We start from the raw sequence: 16,412 nt of genomic DNA, 5'->3' as shown, positions 1-16,412 counted from the left end.
TAAAATAGCGGCGGTTATATAATAAAAAAGGTCTACCAGGATGAACCTGTTAGACCTAATTACAGCACAATATCCGTCAGCAATGCTAAAAAGATGCGCAGCTGGTTAGGCGTATCGTCTGTTTAGAGAGTACGCTGGTTTAGATGGTACGCTCAAACTGCTGAATTTCAAATACTTCGATTTTATCACCGGCTTCAACATCATAGCCACGAACAGCAAGACCACATTCCATGCCAGTACGTACTTCGTTAACGTCTTCTTTATAACGACGTAGTGACTGCAATTGACCGGTAAAGATAACCTTGTCATCACGCAATACACGAATAGGTTTATTACGGAAGATTGTACCTTCAACCACCATACAACCAGCAGCCGCGCCAAACTTACTAGAGCGGAATACTTCACGTACGTCGGCAATACCTAAGATTTTCTCACGATGTTCAGGAGCAAGCATACCACTCATTGCCGCTTTTACATCATCGATCAAGCCATAGATAACACTGTAATAACGAATATCCATATCAGCAGCATCTGCTTTACGACGCGCCGTTGCATCCGCACGAACGTTAAAGCCAAGCAATACCGCCTCACTAGATTCAGCAAGGGTCACGTCAGATTCAGAAATCGGACCAACACCTGAACTGATCACACGAACTTTAACTTCATCCGTCGATAAGTCGTTCAACGCTGAAAGCAGCGCTTCAAGCGAACCGCGAACGTCAGTTTTAAGAACAATGTTTAAGAAGGAGACATCGCCTTGTTCCATTTGCTCAAATAAGCTTTCTAAGCGCATAGTGTTTTGACGTTCAAGCTGCTGCTCACGTTCACGACTGGCTCTAAATTCTGCCACTTCGCGTGCTTTTTTCTCATCACTAACGACTAAGAATTCACTACCAGACGCTGGTGTTTCAGGTAAGCCTAAAATCTCAACAGGAATAGAAGGACCTGCTGATTGAATGCGTTTACCATGTTCATCAATCATGGCACGAACTTTACCATAATGTTCACCGGCTAGTACTAAGTCGCCTTGCTTCAACGTGCCTTTTTTGACCAAGACAGTAGCAACAGGACCACGACCTTTTTCAAGTCTTGACTCAATAACCACACCTTGGGCAGCGCCGTCTAATGGAGCTTCTAATTCCATTAGCTCTGCTTGCAAGCTGATATACTCAAGCAGCTCATCGATACCTTCGCCAGTTTTGGCTGAGATACGTGCCATTGGCGTATCGCCACCCCATTCTTCTGAGATAACTTGCTTGGCGGTCAATTCATTTAACACACGATCAGGATCGGCGCTTGGTTTGTCCATTTTGTTAATGGCAACAATAATAGGCGTACCCGCAGCACGTGCGTGATCAATAGCTTCTTCAGTTTGTGGCATCATGCCATCGTCAGCAGCTACTACTAACACCACGATATCTGTTGCTTGAGCACCACGTGAACGCATTGCACTAAAGGCGGCGTGACCTGGAGTATCAAGGAAAGTAATAACACCACGTGCAGTTTTCACATGATAGGCACCAATATGCTGGGTAATACCGCCTGCTTCACCTGTGGCAACTTTCGTTTCACGGATTTTATCAAGTAAAGATGTTTTACCATGGTCAACGTGACCCATGATGGTCACCACTGGTGGGCGCGCTTGCACATTACTACTACGCTCATCAACGGCGTCATGCAGATCATCTTCGACTTTGGTATCACTAACCGGTACTGGGTTGTGACCCATTTCTTCAACGATTAAGCTCGCTGTAGCTTGGTCAATACTATCTGACTCGCTTGCTAACTCACCCATTTTCATAAGTAGCTTAGTCACTTCGCGGGCTTTAACAGCCATACGTTGTGCTAAATCTGAAACGGTGATTTGCTCGCTAATTTCAACATCATAAACGATTTTTTCAACTGGCTTTTCAAACTTATGCTGTGATGCTTGTGCTGAACGTAAGCCGTTATTACGATTTTTAATTTCGCGCTCATCTTGATTTTTACGGCGACGTCCGCGAGCACCCGTGCTAGTGGCGCCGCGCTTGATTTCGCGACGTTCTTTTTCAAAGGACTCTTCTAATGCATCACCTACCAAACCTTCAGCCAATGGCTCATCTTTACGCACTTCCGTTGCTGGCTGATCAGTATATTGACCTGCCATTTTACGCATTTGCTCAAGCGTACGCTTTTGCGCTTCTTCAGCTTGGGCGCGACGCGTTTTTGCCTCGATTTGACGTAGACGTTCTTCTTCTACTTCACGTGCTTCACGAATTTTGCGTTCAGCAGCTGTTTCAACTTTAGGCTTGGTTGCTGCAACTTTTTTCTTCGCTTTCTCTTTTTCTTTTACGATGATTTCAATGGCAGCATTTTTGCCACCTTTTTTTACTACCACTGAAGAGTTGGCAACTTTAGCGCTTTTGCCAGAAGAGTCTTTACTTGAACCAAGACTGGTGCGCATGGCAGCAAGTGTTGCCGCTTGGCGCTCTTCTGCCTTTTTCTTAGTAGCAGCACGTTCTTCTGCATCTTTAACCGCGCGAGCTTGTGCTTCTATTAGCGCTTGCTCGCGTGCTGCCAATTCTTCAGCCATCTGTTCAGGATTTGGCTTCTCAAAGGTTTTCTTTTTGCGCACTTCAACATTGACACTCTTCGATTTGCCTGAAGAGCCGGTCACGCGAGCGGTACTGGTCGTCTTAGATTTTAGGCTAATACGGCGCTTTTCTTGCTGACCATGACTTTGTTTTAAATACGTCACCAACTTTTCTTGCTCAAGTTCGGTGACCAAGTCATCCTCACTACGAGCAGGCAGCCCAGCATCCAACAATTGCTGTTGTACAGCACTTGCGGCTTTGCCTACCATATCTGCCAGTTCTTTGACGGTCTTATCTGCCATTGATTATCACCTACTGTCTATTGTTTGCTATATGTTCAATTCAATTATTGGCTACAAATGATTGCGTTAAGCGGGATAACTGGCTTTTTATACACCCAATTATCCGTGCTTTATGTCGCTAGCATATCACCAAAAGACAGTGATATGCAGTTAACGCCTATTCATCGAACCAAGATTCCCGAGCCTTCATAATCAGCTGTCCTGCTGTTTCAGCATCTAAGCCTTCGATATCTTCCAAATCAAATACTGCTTGTTCAGCCAAATCATCAACGGTAATGATGTCTTTTTGAGCCATTTTATAAGCCCAACCGACTGTCATACCCTCTAGATCTTGCAGCTCTTGACTCGGCTCTTTCATATTTTGTTGTTTTACCAATTCATCCGCGATTACAACTTCTTTTGCGCGCTCTTGAATCATATCAATGGCTGCATCGTCCAAGCCTTCGATATCATAAAAGGTATCGGCAGGCACATAAGCCACTTCTTCAATACTGGTGAAACCAATATCAACCAGCGCTTGTGCCAAGTCTTGATCCACCTCTAAGCGCTCATAAAAAAGCGTGATAAAGACTTTTGATTCATTTTCTTGGCGCTGCTGATATTCTTCTTCTAGCATCATGTTGAGCTTATAACCAGTCAACTCTGACGCTAAGCGTACGTTTTGACCTTGCGAACCAATGGCACGTGCCAGTTGATCGTTGGTAGCAAATACGATATCAGCCGTCTTGGTATCTTCATCTAGAATAATACTACTAACATCAGCAGGCTCAAGCGAGCTAATGATATACTGTGCAGGATCATCTGACCATACTACGACATCAATGCGTTCGCCATCAAGCTCTTGCTGAACCGCTTGGATACGCGTACCACGCATACCAATACAGGCACCAACAGGATCAATACGATGATCATTGGTTTTCACGGCTATTTTAGCACGAGTACCTGGCAGACGAGCAACATTACGAATCTCAATAATTTGCTCAGCAATTTCTGGCACTTCTTTTTGCATCAAGGCAGATAGCATCTCAGGACGTGTACGAGATAATAATAATTGGGCGCCGCGATTCTCACGATTCACATGATATAAAATAGCGTTAATACGTGACTTTGCTCGTAATTGCTCACGTGGCAGCATCTGATCGCGTGACAAATAACCCTCAGTATTATCGCCTAAATCAACGATATAACCATCACGGGTCTGTTTTTTAATTTCTCCATACATCATCTCACCAACGCGCGGCTCAAAAGCATCAGCAACAAGCGCACGCTCTGCTTCACGAATTTTTTGGATGATGACTTGTTTCGCTTGCGTAGCTGCAATACGACCAAATTCAATCGATTCAATCTGTTCTTCTTTAATATCACCAATAGACCATTCTTCTTGATCAAGATCGGTAATTGCCAACTGGCAAGCAGGCATTTCATGATCTTCATCAGCCACAACAGTCCAGTAACGATAAGTATCATAATCGCCTGTTTCGCGATTAATCGCCACGCGCACTTCTACTTCCGGCTGATCGGTATAGACTTTTTTCTTGGTCGAAACCACCAAAGCGTCTTCTATTGCTTCAAAGATGTCTTCAGGATTTAAGCCTTTTTCATTACTGACGGTTTCAACTACCGTTAAGATTTCACGACTCATGCTATACCTGTCCTATCATTTTATAATTGGCTTCAATGGTGTCAGTGCTGAATCAATAGCTTATAACTATGTTCAGCGACTTACTATTTCGAAAGTTACGGTTAGATACTTATCTGTTATAGCTATACGCTAATACCTTTATAACAAAGCTGTTACGCCAACGCCTCTAAAGTAATTTTTTAGACCATGACTGAGTCAGCAATGATTAAGTAATAACTAAGCATCTTCATAAATTAAATTGGCTTTATCAATATTGCTCAATGCAATGTCAAACTGCTCGCCGTCTGTTGCGGTCAAAGTCAAGTTTGTCGCATCAATACTATTCAAGATACCTGTTGTTTTGCGACGTTTTTTGTCGCCTTCCCCGATTGCTTGAATCAAACGTAGACTCACCGTCTGACCGATATAACCATGCATTTGCTCATCAGAGAAAAAGGCACGATCAAATCCAGGTGACGAGACTTCTAAAATAAATTCGCCAGCAATAGGGTCATGCACTTCTAAAATACCGCTAACTTGATGATTCACCGCTGCGCAGTTTTCAATCGTTACCTGCGTACCTTGGGCTTGCTCTGCTGGCAACGCCTCAATATAGATACGTAGTAATGAGCGCTGCCCTTGCGGTACAAATTCAACGCCCCATAAAGCCACGTCACAAGCAGCAACGGCTGGGGCAATAATCGTAGTCAACTCTGTTACTTTGGTCGAAAGTTTCATAATCTGTTTATATCTTCCTAATCACTTAGTTATTATATTAAGTGAATTATATAATGGGTGGGTATGTTTTTTTAAAGAGTTAGGTAAGATTACTTTAATATAGTTAACTTTTAATGTGTCTGACGAAGTTGATATAAGTATTGTTGTTGCTATTAAGCTCAATGTTGCTATGACCTAATCTTATTCTGCTATAACCCTTATATGTATAAGGCCAAATAATGAGCACGCACTAAAAAGCTAATGCAGACATTTATCATAGGAAATAGGGATAAAAGAACATAGCCTTCATCATGATAAGCTAAGAGGTGGCGATTGCTGGACGCTGTAAATCAAAAGCTTAGCATATATATGACAAATACCGAGATAACACCAACCGTTAGATACAAAAAAACCCACAAACATTATGGTGGGCTGATTGTTACTGACAAATTTAGGTTACAAAACATCAGTATAAAAAGTGGTAGCGGGGGCTGGATTTGAACCAACGACCTTCGGGTTATGAGCCCGACGAGCTACCAGACTGCTCCACCCCGCATCAATCTAGAACGCACATTATAGGTAGGTTTGATACAACTGTCAATCTTTATTTTAAAATAACTTAAATTAAAAATTTCGTTGCTACAATCTCTAACTTCACGCGGTGCTGCGTGTCAAAAACTTGGTGCGATTGGGGGGACTTGAACCCCCACAGCTTGCGCCACCACCCCCTCAAGATGGCGTGTCTACCATTCCACCACAATCGCTTATCCTGCTATCTACTTATGCTACTTTTTACTTATCTCAATAATCATGAGGACGATTATCATTAGTAAACTGCGCTAAAAGCAGGTAAGCATTGTAAAACTAACTCATACAAATTGCAAGGGCAGCCCATGAAAATGCGTTCATCGGCGCTATCAGACAACATTAGCCATCTAAAATCATTAATACAAACTGAGCATTATTAATAGTTTAATGAGTAGCATTAATAAGTTACTGGCTATTACCAGTTAATGGACGCGGCGTTTGTGGCACTGATACTGGCGCATCTAAGCGAAACTGGTCATCAGCTTGCTTCCGGGCTTGTACGGCTAGCGTCATACTGGTCACAAAGAAGATAGCAGTCAATACGGCAGTAGCACGAGTCAAGAAGTTGGCAGTACCCGCTGCACCAAACACAGTACCTGAGGAACCGGCACCAAAAGAAGCCCCAGCATCTGCCCCTTTACCATGCTGTATCAAAATCAAGCCGATCATGGCAATCGCCACGATAATGTGCAAGGCTAATATAAATGTATACATGGTGTCCTCTTGTGCCGCGTAATAACGGCGGATAACGGTAGTTAAATCTTACAGTTGCAACAATGACGATAAAGAACAATGCGCTTAACTGATGCTATTAAATTGAGAATATTAAATAAGGCGCATTGTACACGATTGCAAGGTCACTATTAAAGTGACTTGTCATAATTTATCACTAACCGTTTAGATAGGTGTAATAGTAGCAATAATAAAAGTTGCACGGCGGCTATATCCATTTATCTGTGTTGGGCGTTAAGCCTTAACACAGTGGCTGTTATGCTTTGGCACGAGCAAACGCACCTGCAATAGCTAAAAAACTATCAGCATTTAAGGCAGCGCCGCCAACCAACGCCCCATTAATCATCGGACTTGCTGCAAAGTTATCGGCATTAGCAGTATTAACACTACCGCCATATAAGACACTGACATTGGCAAGCGGGGTAGCAAAACTGGCAACGGTTTGTTTGATATATTCATGAGTGGCGCTGACTTCGTCAACGGTAGGTACTTTACCAGTACCAATTGCCCATACCGGCTCGTAAGCGACAATCAAACGCTTAGCAAGGATTTCAGCACAGTCAGCAACTTGCCCTGCTTGTTGTAACAGCGTCTGTATCACTGCCAATTGTTCTGTTAACACGGCTAGCGTTTGCTTGGCATCATACTGAGCCTGAGTCTCACCAACACACAGAACAATACCTAAATTTTGGCTAAGGGCATTGCTCATTTTTTGTACAAGGATATTGTTACATTCTCGATGATATTGTCTACGCTCTGAGTGACCTAAGATTGTCCATGACGCACCTGCATCCGCCATTTGCTCAGCGGAGCAATCACCGGTATAAGCACCAACACTTGGGCTATGAGTGCTGATATCTTGCGCGGCACACAGCAGTGATGAGCCTTGCAAGCGAGCGCTTACCGTTGCCAGATGAATGCAGCTGGGCGCAACCATCAATTGGCATTTTTGTTGATCAATACCTGTATTTGCTGCGCTTACTAATGCATCCACAAGTGTCATCGCATCACGATTCGTTGCTGGATTTTGCTTCCAATTGCCAATTACCCAAGATTGCATTACTACCTACCTTATAATCATTGTCAGTGCCGATATGGCTAATATGCGCGCAAGTATAACAAATATTTGTCAACTGCTATAGTATAGGCATTATCCTCTTATCTCTTAGATTATACCTTCTATCGAGCTTGCAGTAATAAGACGCACCTAGATGGAACTTATATTTAAGTAACGCTTATTTTAATAGCGCTAAATTTTAAGCGCGAGTGATGTCATCTTATTTTTATTACGCTTACTTTAAAGAATATTAATTCGTTTTAAAAGCCACTCATTAATAAAGTGGATATGGGAGCCTATTAAGTAACACAGAGTTGTCACGTTTCTTGCATGTATTTTCAGTATATTGATCGTTTTTTGCTTATATAAGTATTAAGGAGCAGGCCTAATGTCTAGCACAAATAACAAATTTGGTGGACTGCCACAGTATTTGATTACCGAAGGCGTTCTTAGCGAAACGCTAATGAAGTCAGCACAGGCAGAAGCGCAGCAACAAGAAATTGGGCTGGTTCCTTATTTAGTAGACAATAAGATTGTCAGTGCTTCCCTATTAGCTCAATTATTATCAAAAGCTTTTGACGATCCTTATTTTGATCTCAATGTGCTGAGCAATGAACATATTCCTAAAAACTTAGTCGACGAAAAAATTGTCCGAAAATTTAATGCCTTACCTATTTTTAAGCGAGGTCAGCGCCTATTTGTAGCGCTTAGTGATCCAACTCGCTTAGATGCTATTGATGCCATTGCGTTTAACTCAAGATTGCCGGTAGAAACGGTGGTGGTTGAAGAAGACAAGCTAAAGCAGCGTATTGAAAGCTTGTATGCCAATACCATGCAGAGCTTTGATAGCTTTTCGAGCAGCGATTTAAACGTTGATTTTGAAGATAGCGCGGAAGATGATAACGAAACAAAATTAAACGATGGCGTGGATGAGGCTCCGGTTGTAAAGTTTGTCAATAAAATGCTGGTCGACGCCATTCGTATGGGCGCGTCCGACTTACACTTTGAGCCGTATGAAAAAACCTATCGTGTCCGCTTTAGGGTCGATGGAGTCATGCAAAAAATGGCAAATCCGCCTGTACAGTTGGCGCAAAAAATCGCGGCACGCCTAAAAGTCATGTCTCAAATGGATATCTCTGAGCGACGCGTGCCACAAGATGGGCGCATTAAGCTAAAACTGTCAAAGACGAAAGCCATTGATTTTCGGGTAAACTCATTACCAACGCTATTTGGTGAAAAAATCGTGCTGCGTATTTTAGACCCTTCTTCTGCAATGCTCGGCATTGAAGCGCTTGGCTATGAGCCGGATCAAAAAGAGATGTTTTTGGAAGCGCTACACAAGCCACAAGGTATGCTGTTGATTACTGGTCCAACAGGTTCTGGTAAAACCGTCTCTTTATATACTGGTATTAATATTTTAAATACTGGCGATACCAATATCTCTACCGCTGAAGACCCGGTGGAGATTAACCTTGAAGGCATTAATCAAGTTAACGTCAATCCCAAAGTCGGCTTAACTTTCTCAAACGCACTAAAGTCTTTTTTACGTCAAGACCCGGATATTGTGATGGTTGGGGAAATTCGAGATCTTGAGACGGCAGAGATTGCCATTAAAGCGGCGCAAACTGGACACATGGTGCTCTCAACTTTGCACACTAACTCTGCGCCTGAAACCTTAACGCGGCTCAGTAATATGGGCGTTGCTTCCTTTAATATTGCTACTTCTGTGAACTTGGTCATCGCGCAACGATTGGCGCGCCGCCTCTGCAAAAACTGTAAAAAGCCACTCAATATTCCACAAAAAAGTTTATTAGAACTGGGGTTTTCAACGGCTGATTTGGAAAACCCAGAACATACTATTTATGAACCAGTAGGCTGCAGTGAATGCCGAGATGGTTATAAAGGTCGTGTGGGTATCTATGAGGTGATGAAAATCACGCCTGATATTTCTCGTATTATTATGGAAGGTGGCAACGCCATTAATATCAAAGATGCTGCTCTGAATAACGGATTTCGAGATTTGCGCCGCTCGGGTATCTTAAAGGTATTACAAGGGGTGACCAGTATTCCAGAAATGATGCGTGTTACCTCTGAGTAATAAAATGCGAGCTAAAAAAAACTTGCCCTCACAATGCAATGAAATTGTTATGTAGAGCGCTGATACCGTTCAATCACGTTGATCTATTTTGCAAAACAGCCAAAATTTGAGGTGCTAATATGGCAAAAGTAAAGACTGACCATCTTTTAGACTTCGTTTATGATGGGGTTAATCGACGCGGTCAAAAGGTAAAAGGCGAAACCACCAGCCGCAGTTTGGAGCTCGCAAAAGCCACACTGCGCAAACAAGGTATTACGGTTAAATCCATTAAAAAGAAATCAAAACCTTTATATACCTTTAAAAAAGCCATTAAGCCGATTGATATTGCTATCTTTGCGCGTCAGTTAGCGACCATGATGAAAGCAGGTGTGCCGTTAACTCAATCGTTTGAGATTGTTGCTGATGCCCTCGATAATCCAAGCATGAAAGAGTTGGTGCTACAAATTAAAGCAGATATTGAATCTGGCGGTACCTTTGCCTCAGCGCTGCGTCGCCATCCGCGCTATTTTGATGATTTATTTTGCTCTCTTGTGGATTCTGGTGAGCAGTCAGGTGCGCTTGAAACCATGCTAGAGCGCGTCGCTACTTATAAAGAAAAAAGTGAATTACTTAAAGCCAAAATTAAAAAGGCTTTAAAATATCCTATCGCTGTTATCGTAGTGGCAATTATTGTGACCATTATTCTACTAATTAAAGTAGTACCCGTATTCTCAGGGTTATTTGAATCCTTTGGTGCTGAATTGCCTGCGTTTACACAAATGGTGGTAAGTATGTCTGAATGGATGCAATCGTGGTGGTTTGTGCTAATTGTAATGATTGGCGGCGCTATTATTGGATTTTCTGAAGCAAAAAAACGCAGTAAAAAGTTTCGCGATTTCTTAGATCGTTTAACTTTAAAAATGCCAATATTTGGCAATATTGCATATCAAGCGATTATCGCACGTTTTTCTCGCACTTTATCCACCACCTTTGCCGCTGGTGTTCCGTTAATTGATGCGTTGGATTCTACGGCTGGAGCAACCAATAATGTGGTGTTTTATAATGCCACTCAGCAAATTAAAAACGATGTGTCGACCGGGCAGCAACTACAGTTTTCCATGCGCAGTACCAATTTATTTCCGAGTTTGGCGATTCAAATGGTTGGTATTGGCGAGGAATCGGGAAGCTTGGAGGAAATGCTAGATAAGGTAGCTGTGTATTATGAAAATGAGGTCGACAATGCCGTTGATGGATTGACCAGTTTAATGGAGCCGCTGATTATGGCAGTACTTGGGGTTTTGGTTGGTGGCTTAGTCATCGCTATGTATTTGCCTATTTTCCAAATGGGCTCGGTAGTAGGTTAACGACTAATTACAGGACAGTCAGCGGATGGAATTGATAGCATTATTACAAGACAATATGAGCGTTGCGCTCATCGTATTTACCTTACTTGGGCTTTGCGTCGGCAGCTTTCTAAATGTGGTGATTCACCGTATACCGCTGATGATGCATCACGCCTGGCGACAAGAATGCAGTCAGTTTTTAGCGCAGCAAGTCGATATCCCTGTTGAACCGGCTAATGTGCTGACCAACATTGTGGCAGCTGATACGGCCATTACTTTAAGTAAACCAGCATCGCGCTGTCCGAACTGCGCTCACAAGATTAGCTGGACAGAAAATATCCCACTGATTAGTTGGCTGCTATTACGCGGACGCTGTTCCGACTGTAAAGCGCCTATTAGCGTGCGTTATCCTATCGTTGAGTTGGTCACTGCCTTACTATCGGCACTGGTCATTTATCATTTTGGGGTTACTATGGCAGGACTGTCCGCCTTAGTCTTGGTGTGGACGCTGATTGCGCTCACTGGTATTGATTTTGATACTCAGCTGTTGCCAGATCGCTTAACCTTCCCTTTGGCTGGACTAGGGCTGGCGGTAAATTCGCAAGGCTGGTTTGTCAGCCCAACCCAATCCATTTGGGGATTACTATTAGGCTTTCTGTCGCTGTGGGTAGTGGTAAAAATATTTTATTTGATTACGAAAAAACATGGTATGGGGCAAGGCGACTTTAAATTATTGGCGGTATTGGGCGCGTGGCTTGGACCAATGATGTTGCCGTTAATTATCTTATTGTCCTCTTTAATTGGCTCTATCGTCGGTATTATTTTGCTTAAAAAACAAGGGGAAAGCCAACCCTTTGCCTTCGGTCCTTATATTGCTATTGCTGGCATTATTGCCTTATTATACGGCACGGACATCGTCAATGGATATTTGGGCATGTATGTCTAATAGCATAGCAAGCTCAAAATTAGCACAATCGAGATTAATACATTTAACCAGTACCTCTAAAATTAGTGCGTTTAAAATTTGAGGTTGGTCAAGCGCGTCTCCATAACCTTATCATTCTGTCTCATTTTCTATTTTATTCGTCCTATTCTATCAGCCAAATAAGTCACTTCTATGTCAACAAACTATAGTACATCGTCTCATCACGCAGTTGATAATACCAACCTTATGCGTCAGCAAGATAATAGCCAGACTGCAAATACTTCGTTAAAAAAGACGCTTGTAGTCGGCTTGACCGGTGGTATCGGTAGCGGTAAGTCCGCAGCAAGTGACTGGTTTGCCCAGCAAGGGATTGATATTATTGATGCCGATGTGATTGCGCATGAAGTGGTCGCAAAAGGCAGTGAGACCTTGCGCAAAATTCAGAAAAAATTTGGCGATTGGGTATTAAATCCGGTAGGAGAGATGGATCGAGCGGCGGTACGCAATCACGTGTTTAGCCACCCTGAAGCACTAATAGAGCTTGAATCTATCACTCATCCAGCAATACGTGAAGCGGCAAAAGAACAATTGCGTACGTGTACATCCGACTATATTGTATTGTCAGCGCCATTATTAATTGAGGGCGCAGAAGCTGGATTAGCAAATTTATGCCAGCGTATCTTAGTCATTGATGTTGATGAAAACATCCAGCTTGCGCGTGCCAGTTTGCGTGATGACCAAAGCATGACCAAGATTAAAGCGATTATGGCAAATCAATTAGACCGCGCGGCTCGTAATCGCCACGCTGATGATGTCATTGTCAATGAAGGAGATGTGGCGGCACTACATACACAGTTAGTACCGCTGCATCAAAACTATCTTACCCTTGCGCAGCAGCTAGCGTACGCTGTCGATTAACCTCGTACAGCGCCATGCCAGTGGCGACGCTTACATTTAAGCTTTGCAAATTACCGTGCTCATTGCCTGACATCGGGATATAAACCAGCTCATCACAGCTTTCTGTAGTAAGCCTGCGCATGCCTTCGCCTTCTGAGCCCATAATTAGTGCCGTCTTGCCAGTCAAGTCAGCGGCATGTATCGGCTTGGCATCAGCATTAAGTGCCGTACCAAACACAAAAACCCCAGCGTCTTTAATATGCGCTAATGCTCGTGCCAAATTTGTCACGCTAATAATGGGCATCATCTCAGCTGCCCCGACCGACACTTTAGCGACGGTAGGTGTCAAGCTTGCTGCATGATGCTTGGGACAAATAACGGCATCAACGCCCATTGCCACTGCAGTACGCAAACAAGCACCAAAATTGTGCGCATCGGTAATCTGATCCAATACCAACAATAAGCACTGGTCACGCGCAATGATGGTATCTAAAACTGCTTCATTTGCAAAGCCCAAGGGACGGGCATGCATTACAACCCCTTGATGCTGAGGACTGCCGCATAATTGGGTCAGCTTTTCTTTTTGCGTTGGCTGTAGACTGATGCCCTGTGCTTGAGCTTGCGCCATGATTGCTTGTACATGACTGTCACTCTCTCGCCCTTGTTGCACAAAGAGGCTGAGCGCATCGGTCGGACGATATTCAAGTAACGCTTCAATAGCATGAATGCCATAAAAATAAGTGGGTTTTGCCATAACATGCCTATTGATCAAAAAAGAACTACCGCTCATGCGATAGAAGGTAAATACTGCGCTAAACTATTTGCCCAACTGCCTAACCTTCTAAATGACAAACATATTGGACGATTTCTTCGGTGCGTAAGCTAAAGCCACTATTGCCTTCAACCACAAACGATTGACCAGCGCGGTAATAGCTGTAGTCTTCTTCGCCATCGATTTTGACTTCACATTCGCCACTGATGAACTCGATACGTTCGGACGTATTGGTACTGAACTGGTAATATTCGACGCTGCTATCACAGGGTAAAATGACGCCTAATGTCTTATGGCGACCGTCTTCAAACATGATGGTATGGCTAGAACAGCGTCCATCATACGTAATCGTGGCCTGCGCATTGACTGTCACGTTGGTAAATTGTGCGGCTGTCATAATGACCTCCTTATCAAATAATTGTGGCTAAACTAAAAAATAAGTGACTGATTATCAGGGCTTACTTCACAAAGCAATTCTTAAAAAGGGCTTAAAAACTGTTGGCAAAATGCCCAGCAGCATGTACTTTTTCACACTAAAAAGGCAAGTAAACAAGACATCTGGGCCTTATTTAATCGCCGTCTATCGTGAAAGAAGGGGGTATAAGTTATGATTCGGTAAGATTATGCTACCACATTATATCTATAAAGTTTGTTACAGCGCATCTAGAAGCTAAAATAAATGCTAGAAACAATCACTTTTTTGACTTGGTTATACATTATAAATGGCTGATGCTATGTATCTTTGAGGTTAAATATAATGAAGGTAGTATCATTGAAAAAATAGTTTAAAATGAACCACTAAACACAACTATTTTTATCTACACATATACATATATAACAATCTTTATTTGTCTATTCAAATAGTTCGTATTGAGCTTTTTAAGCCTCATTTCTACTATAATAGAGCTTTTGTTAAAGCGCTATTTTTAATTTATAGACGTTGATTGCTTTTATTATTTATATTTTTATCCTTAAAACATCCTATATTGACCTATAACTTCCACTGAATCGACATTATCTTATTTATATTTTTAAGATATTTTCGGTTGATTGTCTGCTATGAGAGAACTTGATGCTGCTATCACTTACCTTACGTCAGTTTGCGCTAATTGCTGAGCACGAGCTCAATGTGGCAGATGGTTTTAATGTTATTACCGGAGAGACGGGCGCTGGAAAATCCTTGTTGCTAGATGCCTTGTCGCTGTGCGCGGGTGCACGCGCGGACAGTGCCATGGTGCGGCATGGCGCAGACAGTGCCGATATTTATGCCAATTTTGACGTTACCGATAATAAAGTGGTGGCAGAATGGTTTCTTACCAATGAGCGGGTATTAGAAGAGACGGACTTGCTGATTCGTCGACAACTGAGCAGTAACGGGCGCTCAAAAGCATGGCTAAATGGCACGCCGGTCAGTATGGCGGAACTAAAAAGCCTTGGTACCTTACTCATCAACATTCATAGCCAACATGCTCAGCAAGCCTTACTCAAACCGCAATTTGTGGTGCAGTGGCTTGATGCGATGGCACAATTAACGCCTCTTGCGACCCAAATGGCAAGCGCTTATCAAGATTACCAACAGCTGAAGCGCCATGCGGATAATCTTGCCAATCGTGAAGCACAACGTCAAGATAGAATCCAGCTGCTGCAAAGTCGGCTAGCTGATATTGCGCCCTTACTGAGCGTCAATTATCAAGAAGTTGAAGCGGAGCACGAAGAGCTGTCCAATATTGAAGCATTGATGACGGAGGCCAGCCATGGCTTGCATCTGCTCGATAATGATACTGATGAGCCTGATGTGATGACTTTATTGGGGCAAGCAATCAAGCTATGTGATCAGCAAATGGGCGTCAGTAACACCTTTGGGCAAGCGTCAGAGCAGCTGCATTTAGCCCAGCAGCAGATTACTGAGGTGACGGCGCTATTGTCCGATTATGCCGAACAGCAATTACCTGACCCTGAACGCTTGCAAGAACTAGATAGTCTCATCAGTCTGGGACACCGTTTATCACGCAAACATAACTTGCCAGCCAGCGATTTAATCGATGAAGCAAAGACATGGCAAGAGCAATTAGAGCAGTTAGAAAATGAGCCAAGCAGCGAGGCGTTAACCGCTCAAATTGATCAGGCATGGCAGCAGTATCTAGCGCTTGCCACATCATTAAATGAGCAACGTATGCAAGCAGCGCCACCGATTTGTGCGCAGCTGATTGCCCAACTGCAACCGCTGGCACTGCCCAATGCACGCTGCGAGTTTGTATTTACCCAAAAAAGTGATACGGCATCTTATAATGCTCAAGGCTGCTATGATATCGACCTATTATTTAGCGCCAATGTCGGTATGCCGATGCAGCCGCTATATAAGATTGCCTCCGGTGGCGAGCTGTCACGTATGGCATTGGTCATGCAAGTGCTTCAAGTCACCAGCGCCGATAACAATGCGGCAAAACCAATGCTGGTCTTTGATGAAGTTGATGTCGGTATTAGTGGCGGTACGGCGCAAGTGGTCGGCGAACTATTACGCGCGCTTGGGCAATCGCAACAGTTATTAGCAATTACCCATCAAGCTCAAGTTGCCGCGCAAGCGCATCAGCATATCTTGGTACAGAAACATCATCATGAGCAGACCCAAAGCGAGCTCATCATTTTAACCCATAGCGCCCAAGTTGATGAGTTGGCGCGTATGTCAGGGGGTATTACTATTACTGACGTCACGCGCGAGCATGCCAAAAGCTTACTGACCGATGTCAAATCTTAAACACCCATTAATGCTCTTAACGGGTTAGCAACAGACATCTGTTGCTTTCTTAG

Annotated in this window: 12 protein-coding genes and 2 tRNA genes; 5 read left to right on the top strand and 9 right to left on the bottom strand. The window is 43.3% G+C overall.

What is annotated here, in order from left to right; translation table 11 throughout:
- Positions 1-139: 139 nt before the first annotated feature.
- From infB to tpiA, 7 genes are all read right to left on the bottom strand, one after another.
- Positions 140-2,875 (bottom strand): translation initiation factor IF-2, encoded by a 2,736-nt coding sequence (infB, locus tag H2245_RS03145; protein ID WP_182405824.1) that lies wholly within the window; start codon positions 2,873-2,875, stop codon positions 140-142.
- 157 nt (positions 2,876-3,032) lie between these two features.
- Positions 3,033-4,517 (bottom strand): transcription termination factor NusA, encoded by a 1,485-nt coding sequence (gene nusA, locus H2245_RS03140; RefSeq protein ID WP_182405822.1) that lies wholly within the window; start codon positions 4,515-4,517, stop codon positions 3,033-3,035.
- A gap of 216 nt (positions 4,518-4,733) precedes the next feature.
- On the bottom strand, positions 4,734-5,234 hold the full coding sequence (gene rimP / locus H2245_RS03135; RefSeq protein ID WP_182405821.1) for a ribosome maturation factor RimP: 501 nt from the start codon (positions 5,232-5,234) through the stop codon (positions 4,734-4,736).
- A 458-nt stretch (positions 5,235-5,692) separates the two neighbouring features.
- Positions 5,693-5,769: transfer RNA gene (locus H2245_RS03130), tRNA-Met, on the bottom strand.
- 124 nt (positions 5,770-5,893) lie between these two features.
- A tRNA-Leu gene (locus H2245_RS03125) sits at positions 5,894-5,977 on the bottom strand.
- Positions 5,978-6,206: 229 nt separating this feature from the next.
- Positions 6,207-6,515, bottom strand: coding sequence for a preprotein translocase subunit SecG (gene secG / locus H2245_RS03120; RefSeq protein WP_182405819.1), 309 nt, complete (start codon positions 6,513-6,515; stop codon positions 6,207-6,209).
- A 274-nt stretch (positions 6,516-6,789) separates the two neighbouring features.
- Positions 6,790-7,593 carry a triose-phosphate isomerase gene (tpiA, locus tag H2245_RS03115; RefSeq protein WP_182405817.1) on the bottom strand — a complete coding sequence of 268 codons (804 nt, stop codon included), beginning with the start codon at positions 7,591-7,593 and terminating at the stop codon, positions 6,790-6,792.
- 385 nt (positions 7,594-7,978) lie between these two features.
- Here tpiA and pilB point away from each other — a divergent pair, with 385 nt between their 5' ends.
- The 4 genes from pilB (at position 7,979) to coaE (ending at position 12,853) form a co-directional block, all read left to right on the top strand.
- A complete protein-coding gene (gene pilB, locus H2245_RS03110; RefSeq protein WP_182405815.1) occupies positions 7,979-9,688 on the top strand; it encodes a type IV-A pilus assembly ATPase PilB in 1,710 nt (569 codons plus the stop codon).
- A 119-nt stretch (positions 9,689-9,807) separates the two neighbouring features.
- Positions 9,808-11,031 (top strand): type II secretion system F family protein, encoded by a 1,224-nt coding sequence (locus tag H2245_RS03105; protein WP_182405812.1) that lies wholly within the window; start codon positions 9,808-9,810, stop codon positions 11,029-11,031.
- A 25-nt stretch (positions 11,032-11,056) separates the two neighbouring features.
- Complete coding sequence (locus H2245_RS03100) at positions 11,057-11,956, top strand: A24 family peptidase (protein ID WP_182405810.1); 900 nt, start codon at positions 11,057-11,059, stop codon at positions 11,954-11,956.
- A gap of 225 nt (positions 11,957-12,181) precedes the next feature.
- Entirely contained in the window at positions 12,182-12,853 is a 672-nt protein-coding gene (coaE, locus tag H2245_RS03095; protein WP_182406230.1) for a dephospho-CoA kinase, read from the top strand.
- Here the strand turns inward: coaE and rlmB are convergent.
- Together rlmB and H2245_RS03085 are read right to left on the bottom strand one after the other, a co-directional pair.
- Entirely contained in the window at positions 12,816-13,586 is a 771-nt protein-coding gene (rlmB, locus tag H2245_RS03090; RefSeq protein ID WP_182405808.1) for a 23S rRNA (guanosine(2251)-2'-O)-methyltransferase RlmB, read from the bottom strand. The genes coaE and rlmB overlap by 38 nt on opposite strands.
- Positions 13,587-13,665: 79 nt before the next feature.
- Complete coding sequence (locus H2245_RS03085) at positions 13,666-14,001, bottom strand: pyrimidine/purine nucleoside phosphorylase (protein ID WP_182405806.1); 336 nt, start codon at positions 13,999-14,001, stop codon at positions 13,666-13,668.
- A gap of 675 nt (positions 14,002-14,676) precedes the next feature.
- Between H2245_RS03085 and recN the strand changes: the two genes are divergently transcribed.
- Entirely contained in the window at positions 14,677-16,359 is a 1,683-nt protein-coding gene (recN, locus tag H2245_RS03080; protein ID WP_182405804.1) for a DNA repair protein RecN, read from the top strand.
- Positions 16,360-16,412: the final 53 nt, after the last annotated feature.

This window comes from Psychrobacter sp. GP33 (assembly GCF_014119005.1).
GTDB lineage: Bacteria > Pseudomonadota > Gammaproteobacteria > Pseudomonadales > Moraxellaceae > Psychrobacter.
The sequence above is the reverse complement of the archived record's forward strand: the minus strand, read 5'-3'. Positions and strand labels throughout refer to the sequence as shown.